Annotated in this window: 14 protein-coding genes and 1 pseudogene; 9 read left to right on the plus strand and 6 right to left on the minus strand. The window is 43.4% G+C overall.

What is annotated here, in order from left to right:
* The first annotated feature begins 135 nt into the window (after window positions 1–135).
* Entirely contained in the window at window positions 136–624 is a 489-nt protein-coding gene (locus tag U5J89_RS09755; protein ID WP_322575435.1) for a metallophosphoesterase, read from the plus strand.
* Between the two features lie 263 nt (window positions 625–887).
* Here the strand turns inward: U5J89_RS09755 and U5J89_RS09760 are convergent, their stop codons facing one another.
* The 4 genes and pseudogenes from U5J89_RS09760 to U5J89_RS09780 all read right to left on the minus strand — a co-directional run bounded on the left by U5J89_RS09760 (window position 888) and on the right by U5J89_RS09780 (window position 4,599).
* The gene (locus tag U5J89_RS09760) at window positions 888–1,892 is read right to left on the minus strand and encodes an isocitrate/isopropylmalate dehydrogenase family protein (protein ID WP_322575436.1); all 1,005 of its coding nucleotides are present in this window, start codon (window positions 1,890–1,892) and stop codon (window positions 888–890) included.
* A gap of 108 nt (window positions 1,893–2,000) precedes the next feature.
* Window positions 2,001–2,994: pseudogene (locus U5J89_RS09765) on the minus strand (zinc-dependent alcohol dehydrogenase family protein).
* A 15-nt stretch (window positions 2,995–3,009) separates the two neighbouring features.
* Complete coding sequence (locus U5J89_RS09775; RefSeq protein WP_322575439.1) at window positions 3,010–3,444, minus strand: DoxX family protein; 435 nt, start codon at window positions 3,442–3,444, stop codon at window positions 3,010–3,012.
* 129 nt (window positions 3,445–3,573) lie between these two features.
* Window positions 3,574–4,599 carry a PQQ-dependent sugar dehydrogenase gene (locus U5J89_RS09780; RefSeq protein ID WP_322575440.1) on the minus strand — a complete coding sequence of 342 codons (1,026 nt, stop codon included), beginning with the start codon at window positions 4,597–4,599 and terminating at the stop codon, window positions 3,574–3,576.
* Between the two features lie 138 nt (window positions 4,600–4,737).
* Between U5J89_RS09780 and U5J89_RS09785 the strand changes: the two genes are divergently transcribed.
* The 5 genes from U5J89_RS09785 to U5J89_RS09805 all read left to right on the plus strand — a co-directional run bounded on the left by U5J89_RS09785 (window position 4,738) and on the right by U5J89_RS09805 (window position 9,188).
* Window positions 4,738–6,162: a DASH family cryptochrome gene (locus tag U5J89_RS09785; protein WP_322575441.1), complete on the plus strand. Its 1,425-nt coding sequence runs from the start codon at window positions 4,738–4,740 to the stop codon at window positions 6,160–6,162.
* Window positions 6,162–6,425, plus strand: coding sequence for a DUF3253 domain-containing protein (locus U5J89_RS09790; protein WP_322575442.1), 264 nt, complete (start codon window positions 6,162–6,164; stop codon window positions 6,423–6,425). Before U5J89_RS09785 ends, U5J89_RS09790 begins: the two co-directional genes overlap by 1 nt.
* A complete protein-coding gene (locus U5J89_RS09795; protein ID WP_322575443.1) occupies window positions 6,418–7,728 on the plus strand; it encodes a cryptochrome/deoxyribodipyrimidine photo-lyase family protein in 1,311 nt (436 codons plus the stop codon). Before U5J89_RS09790 ends, U5J89_RS09795 begins: the two co-directional genes overlap by 8 nt.
* The gene (locus U5J89_RS09800; protein ID WP_322575444.1) at window positions 7,729–7,890 is read left to right on the plus strand and encodes a hypothetical protein; all 162 of its coding nucleotides are present in this window, start codon (window positions 7,729–7,731) and stop codon (window positions 7,888–7,890) included.
* A gap of 761 nt (window positions 7,891–8,651) precedes the next feature.
* The gene (locus tag U5J89_RS09805) at window positions 8,652–9,188 is read left to right on the plus strand and encodes a fasciclin domain-containing protein (protein WP_322575445.1); all 537 of its coding nucleotides are present in this window, start codon (window positions 8,652–8,654) and stop codon (window positions 9,186–9,188) included.
* Window positions 9,189–9,257: 69 nt separating this feature from the next.
* Here U5J89_RS09805 and U5J89_RS09810 read toward each other — a convergent pair whose 3' ends face one another.
* Window positions 9,258–9,839, minus strand: a complete 582-nt coding sequence (locus U5J89_RS09810; RefSeq protein WP_322575446.1) for a DJ-1/PfpI family protein — start codon at window positions 9,837–9,839, stop codon at window positions 9,258–9,260.
* Between the two features lie 156 nt (window positions 9,840–9,995).
* Between U5J89_RS09810 and U5J89_RS09815 the strand changes: the two genes are divergently transcribed.
* Window positions 9,996–11,909: a serine hydrolase domain-containing protein gene (locus U5J89_RS09815; RefSeq protein ID WP_322575447.1), complete on the plus strand. Its 1,914-nt coding sequence runs from the start codon at window positions 9,996–9,998 to the stop codon at window positions 11,907–11,909.
* Between the two features lie 123 nt (window positions 11,910–12,032).
* On the opposite strand, the gene U5J89_RS09820 is transcribed toward U5J89_RS09815, so the two are convergent.
* A complete protein-coding gene (locus tag U5J89_RS09820) occupies window positions 12,033–12,500 on the minus strand; it encodes an NUDIX domain-containing protein (protein ID WP_322575448.1) in 468 nt (155 codons plus the stop codon).
* Between the two features lie 74 nt (window positions 12,501–12,574).
* On the opposite strand from U5J89_RS09820, the gene U5J89_RS09825 reads away from it, so the two are divergent.
* Both U5J89_RS09825 and U5J89_RS09830 read left to right on the plus strand, forming a co-directional pair.
* Window positions 12,575–13,219 (plus strand): hypothetical protein, encoded by a 645-nt coding sequence (locus tag U5J89_RS09825; protein ID WP_322575449.1) that lies wholly within the window; start codon window positions 12,575–12,577, stop codon window positions 13,217–13,219.
* Entirely contained in the window at window positions 13,203–13,970 is a 768-nt protein-coding gene (locus U5J89_RS09830; protein WP_322575450.1) for a hypothetical protein, read from the plus strand. The genes U5J89_RS09825 and U5J89_RS09830 overlap by 17 nt, the downstream gene beginning before the upstream one ends.
* Window positions 13,971–13,976 lie beyond the last annotated feature (6 nt).

The following is a 13,976-nucleotide window of genomic DNA, read 5'->3' on the forward strand; positions in this document are numbered from 1 at the left end:
AGATTAAAAGTCAAAAGTGTGATAATAATAGAAATTACTTTTTTTAAAGCCAATAATATTAATTGGATGTTGAAAATTTGAAATCTTGTTTTAAATCTTACAACTATTTACAAAACCTGAAACGAAGTAATAACTATGTTGATAGGACTCATTTCAGACTCTCATGACCATGTTCCGAATATTGAAACAGCCGTTAAAATATTAAGAGAACGTGATGTAGAGCTCGTTTTGCATGCCGGTGATTTCTGTAGTCCTTTCACCATTCCACCTTTCGAAGGAGTAAATCTTAAAGGCGTTTTTGGTAATAATGATGGTGACCATTATTTGATTTTGCAGAAGTTTAGCGAGATAGGAGCGACGCATTTAGGAAGTTTCGGAGAAGTGGCCGTTGATGGCAAAACCATAGCACTGTACCACGGCACCGATGCTCCTATTACTGCAGCACTTGAACAGTCTGGCAAGTATGATATTGTGGTATCAGGACATACGCACGAAAAGAAAGTCGAATTTATCGGTAATACCTTGGCAGTTAATCCCGGTACGGTTCATGGATTTGATGAGGAGGCAACATTTGCCGTCTTAGATACCGAAGCTATGGATGTAAAGTATGTTACGATAGATTAGCAGAGGCCTTTGTAAAACCTTACTGTCATCGCGCCTTGTCCCGCCCATGCGGGGAATGTAATGTAGCGATCTCCTTTTACCAGCTTTGATCGGGAGATTGCCTGCCTATGCAGAAGCTTTTTTACACAGGTGCCATATACAGAAAGGCTCCGCGCAGGCAGGCTTCCCAGGCACGCACAAACTTGATTTTCTGGGTTTTACAAAGGCCTTTAGCAGATAGTGTTTGTCCGCATTTCTTGAAACTTCCTCGCTGATACTTAAACCTATTTTCGGAGATTTTTGCAAACAGCTTCTGTAAATGTTTTTGTAGATCCCTGCCCACCAATATCTGGAGTACAAACTGATTTATTTTCGAGTGTGTAATAAACAGCTTGTCGTATTCGGTCGGCGCGATCATCCTCATCAATATGCTCAAGCAGCATTAATGCCGAGAATAATAATGCGATAGGATTCGCCTTGTTTTGTCCGGCAATATCAGGAGCCGATCCGTGAACAGCTTCAAACATAGCGGCATCATCGCCAATATTGGCAGCACCTGTAAGTCCCAGTCCACCAACAAGGCCAGAGGCCAAGTCTGACAGGATGTCTCCAAAGAGATTAGTGGTTACAATTACATCGAACTGTTCAGGCTGTAAGACCATCTGCATGGCCATATTGTCAACGATCAAATCCTCGTATTTAATGTTTGGATAATCTTTGGCAATCTCTTCACCGACTTCCAGAAATAAACCGCAGGTGAATTTTAAGATATTAGCCTTGTGAACGAGCGTAACCTTTTTACGTCCTTTCTTTTTAGCGTATTCAAAAGCGGCTCGAATAATTTTTTCGCTGGCACTGCGGGTAACGACAGCAATACTTTCGGCGTGATTATTTTCTTTAACCCATTGTTCCTTGCCGATATACAAGCCTTCGGTGTTTTCCCGGAACATCACCAAGTTGACGTCGTCAAAACGACTTTTTATATGAGGTAAGGTTTTGGCCGGACGAATGTTGCTGTATAACTCAAATTTTTTGCGCATGGCAACATTTACAGATCGGAATCCCGATCCGACCGGAGTAGTTAACGGCCCCTTTAATGCAACGCGGTGTTTTTCGATAGCCGCGATGGTATCACCGGGCAGTGGATCTCCCAATTCTTCCTGAGCGGAAAGACCTGCGGTACAGCGTATCCAGTTGATATCTGCCCCGGCCTCATCTAAGATAGTAGTTACTGATTCTGTGATTTCGGGACCAATGCCGTCTCCGGGAATAAGAACAATATCGTGCATGGGAATAAATGAATTTAGAAGAACTCGGATTAATTTTTATCTGCTATTATAGCCCGCAAAGATACAAATAATAGGACTCTATGTCATAACTTATCTGGGGAATTAAGGTTACCCTTCGCTGATGGTCAGTACGGCCGATCCATCAAAGTTGCCGGCTCGTAGATCATCAAGTGCCTGGTTGGCGTGGGTAAGGGGATAGGTTGTAACTTGAGATTCAATCGGGACTTCAGGAGCAAGCTGCATGAACTCAGTCCCGTCGCGCCGGGTTAGATTAGCTACCGACTCGATAGATCGCTCCTCCCAAAGATCGTTATACGGGAAACTGGGAATATCACTCATGTGGATACCGGCACAGATTACCTTCCCCCCTTTTTTAACAGCTTTAAGAGCTTGGGGTACGAGCGGACCAACGGGCGCAAAAATGATAGCGGCATCCAACTTTTGGGGTGGCAGAGTTTCGGATCCACCGGCCCATGCGGCTCCTAAATTTTTGGCAAACTGTTGTCCTTTTTTATCGCCCGGACGGGTAAAAGCGTATACTTCCTTGTTTTGATGGAGGGCAACTTGCGTAAGTATATGAGCAGCCGATCCAAATCCATAAAAGCCGAGATTTTGGGCATTGCCAGCTTTGCGGAGCGATCGGTAGCCAATGAGTCCGGCGCATAGGAGGGGTGCGGCTTGGATGGCGGGATAGGAATCGGGAATGGGAAAACAAAATCGCGCATCAGCTACCGTGTATTCAGCAAAGCCTCCGTTAATATCATAACCGGTAAATTTGGCATTATCACAGAGATTTTCCTGATCGTTTTTACAGAATTCACAGTTTCCACAGGTGTATCCCAGCCATGGAACACCCACTTTATCACCTGTTATTAAATTCCGTTATGTTTTCTCCCACTTTCTCTACTGTTCCTACGATTTGATGACCCAATACAAGCGGCAAATTGGGATCCTCCAGTTCACCGTCAACAATATGGAGGTCGGTTCGGCAAACGCCGCAGGTTTGTACTTTTAACTGCAACTGGTTTTTATCGGGATTGGGAACTGGAATATCCCGTAGTTCCAAAGGTTTGCCTGCGGTATGTAAAACCATTGCTTTCATAGGAATAGAATATACTTAATAACGCCTTCTATTTCTTTTTTGCAGCTTGCGATCGAGGCTGTATTTGCCGGGACCGATAAATAATAATCCTGCCATGACAATAGCAATTTCAATGCTGTGAGAGTAGCTCACAAAGCCATCTCCGGCTCCAATATGTTGGATAGTAGCTACTACCATTACAATAAAGAGAAAAATAACACTGGGCGAAAAAAACAGGCCACCCAATAAGAATATACCTCCGAAAAATTCGGTGACTCCGGCCATAAAACCAAAAAACATGGGAGCAAAATTAATTCCCAGATATTGCATGGCCGATCCCACTTCAACCCAGGTGTCGGGCCCTCCAAACATTTTTGGGAACCCGTGTAAAATAAACATGATACCCAGTCCAACTCGTATAATTAAAAGTCCAATATTGCGATAGATACCTCGTTTTCGAAGTGGTGACATGTAGATGTTTATTTAATTTTTTTGATAGCTAACGCGATAAATTATGCCGTTGTGATCATCAGAGATAAGTACTGATCCATCCGGCAGTTGTAATAAATCGACGGGACGTCCCCATACCGATTCATTATCCTATAGCCAACCTTCAATGAACGGTTCATACGAAGTGGTTTCGCCGTCTTTAAGAGTAACCTTCGTTATACGATACCCAATTTTTTCAGTTCTGTTCCAACTTCCGTGTTCTGCAATTAATATTTGATTGTGATATGCATCCGGAAACATATTTCCGTTATAAAAAATCATTCCCAATGGTGCTACGTGGGGATCCAAAGCTTGGGCCGGTGCTGTAAATTCCTGATCCATTGCTTTTCCCTTGTCGCCAAATTCCGGATCCCAAATATCGTGGCCGTGCTTGTAGGGGTAGCCGAAATGCTGTCCCGTTTCGGATAGATGATTTAACTCGCAAGGCGGACGGTTATCGCCCATCCAATCGCGGCCATTGTCGGTAAACCAGAGATTACCAGTTTGAGGATGCCAATCAAAGCCTACCGAATTGCGAACGCCTTCAGCAATAATTTCTCGATCTGTTCCATCCGGGTTGATCCGAGTGATGCTGGCAAAAATTTCGTCGTCTGGTCTACAAATATTACAGGGTGCCCCAACAGGAACATACAGCTTGTCATCTGGACCAAAACCTATAAATTTCCAGCCGTGATGACCATCCGTCGGATAGTTGTCTGTAATAATTACCGGCTCGGGCGGGCTAGCAAGGTTGCTTTCAATATCATCATATCGATAAATGGTGCTTACTGCAGCCACATAAAGCGAGCCGTTTCGGTAGGCGATGCCGCTGGGCATACGCAGATCTTTGGCAATGGTGTAAACGGTATCAGCCTTGTAATCATTATTTTTATCTGCGATAGCATACACATTACCCGCTTCTCGGCTGCCGGCATAAATGATTCCGTTTTCTCCAATGGCAAGCTGTCGAGCATTGGGTACGTTATCTGTAAAAACTTCTGCTTTGAAGCCTTCCGGCAGTTCAAGTTTTTCCAGGATATGGTTGGTGTTTGGAGATGAGGAGGTACATGCCCAAAGAAGAGTGATAAATAACAGCAAGAAACTGTGTCCGGTTACTCGTATAAGCCTATTGAGCATTCCATTACCTTTTGCAGCCAATTTTTGTAAACGCCATTCACTTAAAGAGCAAGCATTATACAATCCATTCTTATGAATATCGAACGGTTCGGCGGCTTTGTTGTTTAATAGTTGTAAATATGAATATAAGAACACCATATGGCAACGGCGATAGTTTGGTTTCGGAATAATTTGCGATTGCACGACAATGAAGCGCTCCATCGAGCATCAAAATATGATACGGTTATCCCAATTTATGTTTTTGATCCCCATTGGTTTGGAGAAACCACATTCGGGTTTCCGAAGACGGGTTCGCACCGTGCTCGGTTTTTATTGGAAACGCTGCAGAATCTCAGAAATAATTTGCGAAATCTGGGTTCGGATCTGATCGTGAGACAGGGCAAAACGCACAACATATTAGCCGAACTGGCTTCGGCGTATGAGGCGTCCATCATTTTTACGGAAAAAGAGGTTACCTCCGAGGAGCTCGCTATCGAAGAAGCGGTTGAGAAGCATGTAAATGCGGAGGTTGAATACACCAATGGGCGAATGCTTTTTCATCCTGATGACATTCCGTGCAAACCCGGCAGCATTCCGAAGGTATTCACCAATTTTCGCAAACAGCTTGAAAAAAATAGCTCGGTGCGACAGCAGTTCCCGACGCCGGAAGTTTTGCCCGAAATTGCGGTGGATGAACCGGGAGATCTCCCTTCGATTGAAGAATTTGGTCTTTCTATTCCTCCATCGGAAGATCGCGCTGTTTTGCCATTCAACGGTGGAGAAGATGAAGCGTTGAAGCGACTTAAACAGTATTTCTGGGAAAAAGATCAGCTTAAAAATTATAAGTTTACCCGCAACGGTTTGTTAGGATCGGACTATTCCTCAAAATTTTCGCCCTGGCTGGCGAATGGCTCGCTCTCTCCCCGTCGAATCTACTGGGAGGTTAAAAAATATGAAGAGGAACGCAAGAAAAACGTTTCAACCTATTGGATGATTTTTGAACTGATCTGGCGCGACTTTTTCCGCTATTCGGCCATGAAATACGGGAATGCTATTTTTAAGCAGGGCGGTATTCAGCAAAAAGATCGTAATTGGCGCCACGATGAAGACGATTTTAGACGGTGGGCTGAGGGACAGACCGGCATTCCGTTTATAGATGCCAATATGCGGGAGCTTAATAAAACGGGGTATATGTCAAACCGTGGACGGCAGAATGTAGCAAGTTTCTTAGCACAGAACCTGAATATTGATTGGCGGATGGGAGCGGAGTATTTCGAATCGAAACTCATCGATTACGATGTTTGCAGTAATTACGGCAACTGGATGTACAATTCGACCGTAGGTCAGGATCCGCGCAATCGCTATTTCAACATTCCTAATCAGGCTGACAAATACGATAAAAAAGGGGAGTATGTACGGCATTGGCTACCCGAACTGTCTGATGTGCCGGTGGAATTTGTGCATGAACCGCATCGCATGGCACTGGAGCAACAGAAATTGGCGGGTGTAGAAATAGGAAAAGATTATCCGGAACCTATGATTGATTTGGAATCATCCTACGAAGAAATCAGAAATCGTGATTGATGATGTCAAAGCAAAAGTTACAGTCGGTTATTATGCAGTTGGTACGTAAACGGGGATCCAGTAAAACCATCTGCCCGTCCGAAGCGGCACAGGTCATTGCATCCGATGGCAACTGGCGTGAACTAATGGATGATACCAGAGATGCTGCTCGCAAATTACATCGTCAGGGCAAAATACAGATCGAACAGCAAGGAAAGCCGGTAGATCCCGACCAATATTCGGGTCCTATTCGACTGCGTTTAAAGGAGGATAGCGATGAGTGAATTCCCGGCGATCGATGTAGTTTGGTTTAAGCGCGATTTGCGGCTGAGTGATCATGCTCCGCTAAAACAGGCGATTGAATCGCCGCGCCCAACGTTGTTGGTTTATATATTTGAGCCCTCGCTGTTCGAATCAGATCATTACGGTAATCGACACGGACGGTTTATCTGGGAATCACTTTGTGATATGGATGACCAGCTTGATCCCTACAATGCGCATATAGTCAAAGTCTATCACGAGGTCATTCCATTTTTTAAAAAACTGTCCAATCATTATACGATTTCTACCGTACTTAGCCACGAGGAAACAGGAATAAATTTAACCTTTGAACGAGATAAGGATTTTGCTCGATTTTGTGATTCTAAGGGTATTACATGGATAGAGTCGCCAACAAATGCCGTATTTCGGGGACTTATGCATCGCGATGGGTGGCGCAAACGCTGGAAGAAACGCGCCAAACGCGAATTAAATACTCCAAATCTTGCAGCGTTGGATAGCATTGATCTGGCTACTGCGCTACAGCAATACATTTTGAGCCATCCCATTCCCAACGCTTATCAAAAACCGAACTTGTTATTTCAGCAAGGGGGTGAGGCTAATGCCTGGCGCTGTCTCGAGGACTTTGTGTACGAGCGCGGTCGCCACTACAATGACTTGATTTCAAAGCCGTCTGGTAGTCGTTATGGATGCAGCCGCATTTCGCCTTTCCTCACGTGGGGTAATCTTTCGCTGCAGCAAGCATACCAGTTTCTTTGGGATGAATATGATAAGCTGGATTACCAGTGGCCGTTGCGCAGTTTCGGTTCTCGACTTAAATGGCATTGTCATTTTATTCAGAAGTTTGAGGCTGAGCCTCGCATCGAGTTTGAGAACCTGAATCGGGGCTATAATAATATCCGAACAGAACAAAACGAGACATACGTCAAAGCCTGGAAAGCGGGTCAGACCGGCTTTCCATTGGTTGATGCCTGCATGCGGGCGGTGAAAAAGACGGGTTATATTAATTTTCGAATGCGCACAATGCTGGTGTCGGTGCTTACGCATCATCTGTGGCAACCGTGGCAGGCGGGAGCTCAGTTTTTGGGTCGGCAGTTTTTGGATTTTGAGCCGGGTATACACTATTCGCAGTTCCAGATGCAGGCTGGAACGATGGGGGTCAACAGTGTTCGTATCTATAATCCCGTAAAACAGGGATACGATCATGATCCAAAGGGGAATTTTATTCGTCAGTGGGTACCAGAGCTCCGGCAAGTGCCTACCGAGCTAATTCATGAACCATGGAAAATGAGTAAAATGGAGCAATAAATGTATAATTTTGAGTTGGGTAGCGATTATCCAGAGCGGCTGGTAGAACATAAAGCGGCTTATAATAAAGCCAACGAGAGACTTTGGTCGAAGAAAAATGATCCCAAAGTGAAGCAAGAGAACAAACGAATTCTCCAAAAACATGTAAAGTCAAGAGATTAGTACTGGTTATTGTTCCCAGCGTTTCTCAATTTATCATGTTCGGGGCATTGTTATACTTTTTTGGAAAGATCGGTTACAACTTATTAGTTCGCGTTGTAGGTTATAAGTAATGGTTCGGATTTGTTGGTTGCAAAAAATAATATTCATAGATGTTCGGCTTCTAGCTGGGGAAGATACTCTTTAATAGTTAAAAAAAGCTCTAAAGAGTTTCTTTATAATTAGGGAAAGCCCAGAAATAGGTTAAAGTATTGATCCTATTTTTATTTCTTTCCAATAGCACGCGGAACAGGCTCCTACAGGTAGGGAGAAAGACTCGTTGATTAAGATTTATAATTATTTAAAGAGTACCTCTCTCTAATTTTGGGGAGAGGGCAGGAGTGGATCAATCAAATAGTAACAGAGCGCCAACAAGGTCGCCGACGCTTAATTGCACGGCCTTCGCAGCCAAGTGCTTCGGCGTAGTAGGCCTTTAGCGACGTAGCGGTGGGTCAGTACGAAAACAACGTTGCCAACGTACTGTCTTCATGACACTCGAGCAACAGAAATTGGCGGGTGTAGAAATAGGGAAAGATTATCCGGAACCTATGATTGATTTGGAAGCTTCGTATAAAGAGATAAGAAATCGGGAATAAAAAAGGCCGAAGAAAAACTTCGGCCTTCGTGAATGGTATATCGCCGAATAGCGTTTATCCATCACATCGCAAAACATTAGTTAGAATGTTTTGCTCTATCACTATCCTTAATAAAAATACAATGTTCTTATGAAGCTTACAAAAATCTTAACCGTTATGCTGGCATCCGTTGTGCTGCTGGCGTTTACACAAAATCCCGAAAAGGATAAAAAGGTTGACCACCACAATAAAATTATATCCATTGCGCAGGATACCGATCAGTTATCTACTTTGGTGACTGCTGTAAAAGCAGCTGATCTGGTTGAAACGCTAAATGGTGAAGGACCTTTTACGGTATTTGCTCCTACCAATCAGGCATTCAGTAACTTGCCGGATGGTACGCTGGATATGCTGCTGAAAGAAGAAAATAAAGGGCAGCTCCAAAGTATTTTAACCTATCACGTTGTTTCCGGTAAGATCATGTCTTCTGATCTTAAGGACGGTCAAATGGTAGAAACCGTGCAAGGAAATAAAATTAAGGTTTCGTTATCCGACGGAGCAATGATTAATGGCGCCAACGTAGTGAAGGCTGATGTTGAGGCTTCAAATGGCGTTGTTCACATCATTGATGCAGTGATTATGCCATCTGATAATGAGGAGAAAGAAGATATGGAATCAGGTTATTAATATCCTGATCATCCAAAAATTTAAAAGCGAGGAGTGTTTAGCTCCTCGCTTTTTTTATTGTGAATATATTTAATGAGTGATTTTGGTACCCAGCACATCAAGGAAAGCGCTCAGCCATTTGGGATGTCCCGGCCAGGCTGGAGATGTAACCAATTTGCCATCGACTACGACTTCGGTTACTTCCACATCTTTGTAATCGGCACCGGCGGCTTCCATCTCTGGTCCGCACGCGGGATAGGCCGTTAATGTTTTGCCGGTTATTACATCGGCTGCGGATAAAATCTGGAGTCCGTGACAAATAGCTGCAACGGGTTTGTCCTCCTCAAAGAAGTGACGAACCATATCCAATACGCCATCTTCGCGACGCAGGTATTCGGGAGCACGTCCACCGGCAACAACAAGTCCGTCGTAGTCAGCGGGATCAGCTTTATCGAAAGTAGCATTGAGGGCAAAATTATGTCCCGGTTTTTCGGTATAGGTTTGATCTCCTTCAAAATCGTGAATAGCCGTTTTAACAGTGTCTCCCTTCTTTTTGCCGGGACAAACAGCATGCACCGTATGGCCTACCATCTGCAGTGCCTGAAAAGGCACCATAATTTCATAATCCTCTCCAAAATCTCCTACAAGCATTAATAATTTTTTACCATCCATAATAAATTTTGATTAGTTAGAATTAATAGTGTTATGGTAGCTTTTGTATTATCGCTATTGTATTAACTTCAGATTGACAATCAGCGTTCTGTATTCATCTTTCTTATTGTAACAATGATATTAGATAGACGTAATTATAGCTGAATAAGAAATAAGATGGAGATTAAAGTAGGATACGATATGAATAAACAATGTTGGTTTTTGATAGCATTATCGTTGTTGATTCTTGGGCTCAATTCAGGTGATGTTTTTGCACAACAAAATCAGGATAAATCGATAGTTGCAGATATTGATTCCCTGGAAGCGACCGTCGATTCATTACTGCAGGAAAATAATATACCGGGAGCGGGGATAGCGTTGGTGCATAAGGATTCTGTTATCTGGTCTGGCGGGGTAGGCTATGCGGATTATGAGGATAAAAAGCCGGTAACTGCTGATCATCTGTTTCGGGTTGGGTCTATCTCGAAAACATTTGTGGCTATGGGCATTTTGCAGCTTGTGGAAGAAGGAAAACTGAGCCTTAATGACAAGGTTCAGGAGTTGGTTCCCAATATTGAAATTAAAAACCCGTGGAAAGAAACGGATCCGGTACGGGTAAAGCATCTGCTTGAGCACACTTCGGGATTTGATGATATGCACTTTAACGAGTTTTATAATACTCAGCATGATCCCAATATATCGCTTGAAAAAGCGCTGCGTATTAATCCGAAATCAAGAGTAGTACGCTGGCGGCCGGGTACACGGTATTCATATTCCAATCCGGGCTATGCGATAGCGGGTTATATCATTGAAAAAGTAACCGGTCAGTCGTACGAAGATTATCTGCGGAAGAGCATATTAACCCCACTGGATATGAAGAAGTCTTCGTTTGCTTACAGTGATTCTGTAAAAGAAGCATTGGTTACGGGTTACAAAGGAGAATATGAGCCGGTGGAGTATCAGCATATCTATTTGCGTCCGGCGGGCATGTTGCACTCCTCACCCGCTGATATGGCAAAGTTTGTTCAGCTATTGCTAAATGATGGTTCACTTGATGGGCAGGAATTTATTGCGGATAGCTTAGTTGAGAGGATGGAGACAACAGAGACAACGCTCGCTGCCAAACATGGATTTACCAAGGGCTACGGACTGGGAATTACAAACTCTGAAATGGCCGGTTATCCCAACCTGAATCACGGTGGCGGAATCGATGGTTATCTGTCGCAGTATATGTATTTCCCGGAATATGATTTGGGATACGTGCTGTTGTTGAATAGCTCTAATGGGTTTGGTGATATCAGAGAAGCGATCACAAAATTTCTACTGCAAAATGTCAAAAAACCGGAACCACAATCTACCGTTGACCTATCCGAAGAACAGTTGGAGCAATACGAGGGCTATTACGAATATCGCAGTCCACGCAATCAACTTTTTATGCCCCTGAATGTATTATCAGCTGGATTAACACTTGAAGTATTGGATGACACATTGCAATCCATAGGATTTATGGAGTCTCCCAAGCCACTGTTACCTGTTTCGGAAAATAAATTTCGCAGGGAAGGCAAAACAATGGCCTCAACCTTTTTTATGAATACGGAAGAGTACGGGCAGGTAATGCAGCATGATGGTACTTTCTATGTCAAAACTGGAAGCTGGAAAAAGGTTGTCTATCGCGGGGCGTTTTTCGGTGGCCTGGGGATGTTGGCAACCTTATTGTTGTTCAGCTTGTTCTGGATACCGTTTGAAGGTTATCGCAAATACAGCTCAAAGCATTCGCCATTTTCATATCAGTCACTTTTCTGGTGGCCGTTTGCCGCCCTGTGTAGCATTGGATTGTTAGTGTTGGGGGCATCGCAGATTGAACTGTTAACAATCGGAGAACGAACGTTTGCTGCAATGGCAATTACCGCAGCTACCTATTTGTTTGGGATAAGCTCTGTTGGTGCACTGTGGACAAGCTTGCGTAGTTGGCAAAAGGAGATTCATCCTGCTATGAAAATTTACTTCACCATTATTTCAGTAACCTTAATAGGATTCACCCTGTTCTTTATCTACTGGGATTGGATGGGGCTGCGTCTTTGGGCTTATTAATGGAGGTCTTTGTAAAACTCATCCGATGGGTACGAAAGAGTTTTGTTGATCCATCCGGCCGCAAATTCAGCGGGCGGATGTAATAGTAATTGAAAACCTTTTGCTATTCAAGTGGTAAGCCAATTATTGGTTTCGGCTGCAGTAGTCAATGAGGCGGCTGATAAATGTTCGTTGGGCCGGATTGATTTTCTTGCGTGCTTCAAATGGACCGAAGTATTCTATCCGGTCAATTTCGGGGAATAATTCCGTTTTTCCGGAATTGGGCGGCCACTCCATTTTGAACTCATTGGGTGCAAAGATAAAATCGTCGGGGATCTGATATTCCACTGCCCAGCAGTAAACGGTTTTACCACCTTTCTGCTTTACCGAATCCAGTTCAATAAATTCTCCTTTCGGGATAAAACCGAGCTCTTCTTCGAATTCGCGCTTGGCGGCATGGAGCAAATCTTCATCTTGTTCCACTTCTCCTTTGGGGATTGACCATGCTCCTTCATCCTTATCCCACCAGTATGGTCCACCCGGATGAGCCAACAATACTTCTAAACTGGGTTTACGATTGAAGAGCAGTATACCCGCACTTAAATTTGACAAAATTTATAATTCTATGTTGGTTAGTAATTATTAAAGGAAGAGAGAATAAAATAATAATAAGATGTGGTGAAGAGATGAAAAAAATAATTCTGTGGGTTGGGACAGGGATTGTGGTAACGGGAGTGGCTTTCTTTATACCCTCTCAAACGGGCAGCATATGGCCGTCAGTAATAGCGAGCAGTATTGCAGTTTTTGTTTATTTAATTGTCTTAATGGTGGTAATGCTGCCGAAAATTACATCAGGTACCAAACGGAAGATGATGGGTTGGACACTATCGTTGCTTATTATTGGGTCAGCGGTTTCTGCTGCAATAAGTTATGTGAGTACGCAGCGACAGGCCGATACGCTTTCGGAAATTCGATATACCATTGATTCAAAAGTTGCTGAGCTCTATGTAAAAAAACCGATGCTTAAAACCTTGCGGGCCTATCATTCAGAGGACAGAGTTGACGATTCAGCCATTGGGAGCCTTTTTGTGCAGAAATATGATTCCCTTATTACCAAAGACAGCCTATTTGCACATGAAGGCATTAAAGACAATAAGATGCTGACGATTTACCTTGCCAAAGCCAATCAGGACAGTATCGTTCTCATTACCGAATCAAGCTATATTGATGGTAAAAATGCCGATTATCAAAACTTTTCGGGAGCGAGGGGACAATATCAAACAAAGGGTATTTTAACAACAAATGGGGTGCATTATGAGCGAACAAACTAAACAATCTGATACTTACAGTTGGCTGCCGTGGGCTGTTGCGGCCTCGGTTACAATTTTAATTGCGGTAAGCATGGCATTTTTAGATGTGTTACCCGAAAATATTAGTCTAATGCCATGGGATAGAGCGTCCGGAGTAGATACGATGCGAGCCATCAACGAATTTAGTGATGGGAATATCGATATGGGGAACTATTGGAATGCGCGTTGGTGGGCGCTTGGCGGTATAATTCTGTTTTTTATTATCGGTCCTTCAATGTGGATATTTACCGAAATCAATAATGAAAAGAAGCCTGAACCTTCTGATGTCCTAAATAAGGGCCTTGGCTGGTATGTGGGCACAGTGCTGGTCGCTTTGGTGCTATTATATGCTGTGCCGGGCACTGCTGTGAAAGCCTATATTTTTCAAAATACTTGGGAAAGTGCAGATAAAAGCCGTACAGCTGATCAGATTCGAGGTGATTTATTGACAATGGGTTTAGAGCTTTCAGAGCAGTATTATCTTTCGGATGGAAAAGTTGAGACTCTTAACCTTAAACATCTTAACAGTAAACCCAACGATGCGTATACCTATGTATTGGAGAAGGATAATCAAGACTCTGTAATGACTGTTTACGGTATTGGAAATATTGAGGTTGGGAACCCTGAATTTAAGAATGCAAACGGTCAAAAGGGAAAGATGCAGCTTACCTTAGAGGTAGACCCCGATGGTGAAATCATTCAGTTTGTAAACGAAAATACAAACAAGCCTTGATATTTA

This window comes from Fodinibius sp. (genome assembly GCF_034521915.1).
In the GTDB taxonomy this organism is placed as follows: Bacteria; Bacteroidota; Rhodothermia; order Balneolales; family Balneolaceae; genus Fodinibius.

What these genes read in the sequence shown, in the direction of transcription:
- U5J89_RS09810 (WP_322575446.1), bottom strand. Translation starts at nt 9,839, where the DNA reads ATGGATGGTAAAAAATTATTAATGCTTGTAGGAGATTTTGGAGAGGAT.
- U5J89_RS09830 (WP_322575450.1), top strand. Translation starts at nt 13,203, where the DNA reads ATGAGCGAACAAACTAAACAATCTGATACTTACAGTTGGCTGCCGTGG.
- U5J89_RS09785 (WP_322575441.1), top strand. Translation starts at nt 4,738, where the DNA reads ATGGCAACGGCGATAGTTTGGTTTCGGAATAATTTGCGATTGCACGAC.
- U5J89_RS09760 (WP_322575436.1), bottom strand. Translation starts at nt 1,892, where the DNA reads ATGCACGATATTGTTCTTATTCCCGGAGACGGCATTGGTCCCGAAATC.
- U5J89_RS09775 (WP_322575439.1), bottom strand. Translation starts at nt 3,444, where the DNA reads ATGTCACCACTTCGAAAACGAGGTATCTATCGCAATATTGGACTTTTA.
- U5J89_RS09780 (WP_322575440.1), bottom strand. Translation starts at nt 4,599, where the DNA reads ATGCTCAATAGGCTTATACGAGTAACCGGACACAGTTTCTTGCTGTTA.
- U5J89_RS09805 (WP_322575445.1), top strand. Translation starts at nt 8,652, where the DNA reads ATGAAGCTTACAAAAATCTTAACCGTTATGCTGGCATCCGTTGTGCTG.
- U5J89_RS09755 (WP_322575435.1), top strand. Translation starts at nt 136, where the DNA reads ATGTTGATAGGACTCATTTCAGACTCTCATGACCATGTTCCGAATATT.
- U5J89_RS09815 (WP_322575447.1), top strand. Translation starts at nt 9,996, where the DNA reads ATGGAGATTAAAGTAGGATACGATATGAATAAACAATGTTGGTTTTTG.
- U5J89_RS09790 (WP_322575442.1), top strand. Translation starts at nt 6,162, where the DNA reads ATGATGTCAAAGCAAAAGTTACAGTCGGTTATTATGCAGTTGGTACGT.
- U5J89_RS09825 (WP_322575449.1), top strand. Translation starts at nt 12,575, where the DNA reads ATGAAAAAAATAATTCTGTGGGTTGGGACAGGGATTGTGGTAACGGGA.
- U5J89_RS09800 (WP_322575444.1), top strand. Translation starts at nt 7,729, where the DNA reads ATGTATAATTTTGAGTTGGGTAGCGATTATCCAGAGCGGCTGGTAGAA.
- U5J89_RS09795 (WP_322575443.1), top strand. Translation starts at nt 6,418, where the DNA reads ATGAGTGAATTCCCGGCGATCGATGTAGTTTGGTTTAAGCGCGATTTG.